At 43.1% G+C, this 4,234-nt stretch carries 2 protein-coding genes; both read left to right on the top strand.

From position 1 onward, the window contains the following. Positions 1–821 precede the first annotated feature (821 nt). Positions 822–1,817 carry a mevalonate kinase gene (locus tag HMPREF9072_RS07020; RefSeq protein ID WP_009750574.1) on the top strand — a complete coding sequence of 332 codons (996 nt, stop codon included), beginning with the start codon at positions 822–824 and terminating at the stop codon, positions 1,815–1,817. A gap of 46 nt (positions 1,818–1,863) precedes the next feature. Further along, complete coding sequence (locus HMPREF9072_RS07015; protein ID WP_009750573.1) at positions 1,864–3,750, top strand: glutamine amidotransferase; 1,887 nt, start codon at positions 1,864–1,866, stop codon at positions 3,748–3,750. Positions 3,751–4,234 lie beyond the last annotated feature (484 nt).

Genomic DNA, 4,234 nt, shown 5'->3' with positions numbered 1-4,234 from the left:
GCCAGCGAGAGCTCACAGCTGGGTATGTGGGGGCGGGGAAATTAGTAAATTAGAAAATGAGGGAATTAGAAAAAGGGGAGGGTTGAGGAGTTCGGAAGAAAACGGAGATTTCCAAAAGGAGGTTGAAGGGATTTTTGATGAAAAAAGGGTGTGAGGATGAATGTAGTTAGCTTATAGGTAGCTTATAGGAAGCTTATACGAATCTTGGACGATTGGTATAGAAAGGGGTGTATAAATAGTTGATTCATAGTATAATACAACAATAATAAAAATGGTAAAAACGGGGTTTCGAGGCGAAAGAAAGAGGAATAGGCAATAGGCCTTAGGCCTTAGGCAATAGGCGGGATTATGACGGAAAAGGGAAAGAATAATTGGGGAATTAGCAAAGAAAATGGGGAGGTGGGAAGCCTTAATCCATAGGCACTAGAGGGGGAGTATGACGAAAAAGGGAAAAAATGACGAATGACGAGGGACGAATTGAGTTGGACGTAAAGGAAGTGTAGCTTACGCTACAGAAATCTTACAAATCTTAAAAAAAATCAAACAAATAGGCAACAAGTTGCCTAAATGTCTGGCACAGATTAAACGGATAGTCTTTCAATTGATAATTGACAATTGACAAATGTGATGGGTACAAATTGGCAACTGCGTTGCTGGATTTCACAGACTACAATGTAAACACAAGTGTGAATCAGTATTGATATATATAGAACTGACGCTAATTAACAAAATATTTCTCTCAGAAAAATATTTGAGATATTCGAAAAATGTGTACCTTTGCAGTCTGTTATTACTCATATACTACCCTGCTTACCTAAAAAATGAAACTTTTCTATTCTAAAATACTCCTCTTTGGCGAGTATGGCATTATCAAGAACTCCAAAGGCTTGGCAATCCCCTATAACTTTTATAAGGGGACACTGAAGAAGTGCGAGTCGCACAAACAGTGTAAGCCACACCCGCAGTGCGAGTCGCACGGACAGTGCGAGCCACACCTGCGAAAAGAAGAAGATGCTCGCAAATCGAATGAGGCTTTGCGGGAGTTCGCTACTTACTTACAAAACCTTATGGAGGAAGAAAACCCGATTGTGCACTTCAATCTTGAAAAGCTCAATGCTGATATAGCAGAGGGTATGTACTTCGATAGCAGTATCCCACAAGGCTATGGGGTGGGCAGCAGTGGCGCCTTAGTAGCTGCTATTTACAGCGAATATGCTATTGAGCCTATCAGTGCAATGGAAAACCTTACCCGCGAAAAGCTATTGCAACTCAAAGCGATTTTTGGCAAGATGGAATCGTTCTTCCACGGCACTTCTTCGGGCTTAGACCCACTGAACAGCTACCTGAGTTTGCCGATACTTATCAATTCACAGGACCATATAGAACCTACCGGCATTCCCTCGCAAACGCCTAACGGAAAAGGCGCAGTGTTTTTGCTCGACAGTGGTTTGATAGGCGAAACGGCTCCTATGGTACGTATCTTTATGGAGAATATGAAGAACGAGGCTTTCCAGAAGATGCTCAAAGATGAGTTTATCAAATATACCGATGCTTGTATAGATGACTTTTTGAAGGGACGCTTCAAATCGCTGTTTGGGAATATCAAGAGTCTATCGGGCATTGTGCTGAACCACTTCAAACCGATGATTCCGAAAGAGTTTCAAACGCTCTGGAAGCAGGGAATCGACTCGGGCGATTATTTCTTAAAACTATGTGGTTCGGGGGGTGGAGGCTATATTTTGGGCTTTACTGAGGACTTAGAGAAAGCCAAGCGAGCTCTTAGCAACCATAAATTAGAAGTAGTATATCAATTTTAAAACCTATATAAAGGCGTGCCTATGCAACGCCTTTTCTTATTTGTAAATGAGTGACACTATCAAACACGAGTGCGGGATTGCTCTTATCCGCTTGCTCAAACCTTTGGAATATTACAAAGAAAAATACGGTTCCGCCTTCTATGGCGTCAATAAAATGTACTTGATGCTGGAAAAGCAACACAACCGCGGGCAAGATGGTGCAGGAGTGGCGAGCATTAAGCTGAATATGCAACCTGGAGAACGCTATATCAGTAGAATTCGTTCCAACGAGGCGCAACCGGTGCAGGATATCTTTACGCGTATCAACCAGCGTATCAACGAGGGTTTTAAGGCGAATCCTGCACTGAAAGACAATGTGGCTTTGCAGAAAAGAGAACTCCCCTACATAGGCGAAGTGATAATGGGGCACGTGCGCTACGGTACCTTTGGCAAGAACAGCATCGAGAATGTGCACCCTTTCTTGCGCGAAAACAACTGGATATACCGCAACCTCATTATGGCAGGTAACTTTAATATGACCAATGTAAACGAGCTTTTCGAAAACCTCGTACACCTTGGACAACACCCCAAAGACAAAACCGACACTGTGATTGTAATGGAAGGTATCGGTCATTTCTTAGACGATGAGGTAGAAAAACTCTATCTTCAACTGAAAGAAGAGGGCTATACCAAACAGGAAGCGTCGCCTTTTATTGCCGAACGGCTGAATATAGAACGCATCTTGAAGCGTGCAGCTAAGTATTGGGACGGTGGTTATGCAATGGAAGGAATGATAGGTAACGGCGATGCTTTTGTACTCCGCGACCCTGCGGGTATTCGTCCGGCGTTTTACTATCGAGATGAAGAAGTGGTAGTGGTAGCGTCGGAACGTCCGGCTATACAAACGGTCTTCAATGTAAAATACGAGAATGTACACGAGTTGCCGCCTGGAAATGCGATTATCATCAAGAAGAGTGGAGAGGTGGCAGTAAAAGAGATACTTACCCCAAGGGTACGCAAAGCCTGTTCGTTTGAGCGCATTTACTTCTCTCGTGGTAGCGACCAAGATATTTACCGCGAACGCAAGATGTTGGGCAAGTTGCTCTTTCCTCGCATTGCCCAAGCGATAGACCACAACTTGAAAGATACAGTTTTTGCTTATATTCCTAACACGGCTGAAACATCGTATTTGGGACTTATAGAAGCAGCCGAACAATACCTCAACGAGCAGAAAGCAAAACAATTAGCAACCGCGACTCAAAGTGAAATTCTTAGGATTCTCTCTGAAAAAGTACGCACTGAAAAGGTAGCGATTAAAGATGTGAAGTTGCGCACCTTTATCACCGAAGACAGTAGCAGAGACGACCTTGTGGCGCACGTGTACGACATTACCTACGGTTCGGTACAAAAAGGCGACACTTTGGTAATTATAGACGATAGTATTGTGCGGGGTACGACCCTAAAAAAAAGTATTTTGAGCATATTAGGCAGGTTAGAGCCCAAAAAGATAGTGATAGTCTCTTCGGCACCTCAAATACGCTATCCCGATTGTTATGGGATAGATATGGCGCGTTTAGAAGACCTTGTAGCGTTTCAAGCAGCTTTGGCTTTACACCACGAAAGAGGGACTTACCACATTGTGGAAGAAGTATACCGCAAGTGTCTTACCCAAGTAGCGCTAAGTGATGACAAGGTAGTGAATTACGTAAAAGAAGTGTATGCTCCTTTCAGCGATGAAGAGATTTCGGACAAGATAAGAGATTTGCTTTTGCCAAAGAACTTCGCCTCAGAAGTAGCAGTAATCTTCCAAACGGTAGACAACTTGCATAAGGCTTGCCCTAAGAATTTGGGCGATTGGTATTTCACGGGTGATTACCCTACCAATGGTGGCAATAGGGTAGTGAATAGGGCGTTTATTAACTTTTATGAAGGGAATAAAGAGAGGGCGTACTGATATATGAGGGTAATGAGAGAATGAGAGAATGAGGAAATGAGGAAATTAGAAAATGAGAGAATGAGAGAATGAGAGAATGAGAAGATGAGAGAATTAGAGAAAAATCGATTAAATAAATTAGGTGTGAGTAAAAAGTAGTGGCGGGTATTAGGGTGAAAGACAAGGGTTGTTCGGAGGTGGAGCGGAGGTAAGATAAAGGTAGGGCGAACGATGAGTGGCTCTACAGTGGCTCTACAGTGGCTCTACAGTGGCTCTACAGTGGGTCTACAATGAATGATGAACGAAGGAAAGGTGAAGGTAAGTTAAAACTAAGATAGAGATAAAAAGAAGGTTATTAGTGGACTTTAACTTTGCCAAAGTTTTGAAACTTTGGCAAAGTTCATACAAAAGACGGTGCGAGCCACACGGACAAGTAGTGAATGAGCGAAGAAAAGGTGAAGGTAATACACTAGAAACCTCCCCCTAGCCCCCTCCAAAGGGGGAA

Origin of the sequence: Capnocytophaga sp. oral taxon 324 str. F0483 (genome assembly GCF_000318315.2) — a bacterium.
In the GTDB taxonomy this organism is placed as follows: Bacteria; Bacteroidota; Bacteroidia; order Flavobacteriales; family Flavobacteriaceae; genus Capnocytophaga; species Capnocytophaga ochracea.
Note: the sequence above shows the minus strand (reverse complement) of the source record. Positions and strands in the feature narration are given on the sequence as shown.

Coding starts and splice junctions, on each gene's coding strand:
- HMPREF9072_RS07020 (WP_009750574.1), top strand. CDS start 822: ATGAAACTTTTCTATTCTAAAATACTCCTCTTTGGCGAGTATGGCATT.
- HMPREF9072_RS07015 (WP_009750573.1), top strand. CDS start 1,864: ATGAGTGACACTATCAAACACGAGTGCGGGATTGCTCTTATCCGCTTG.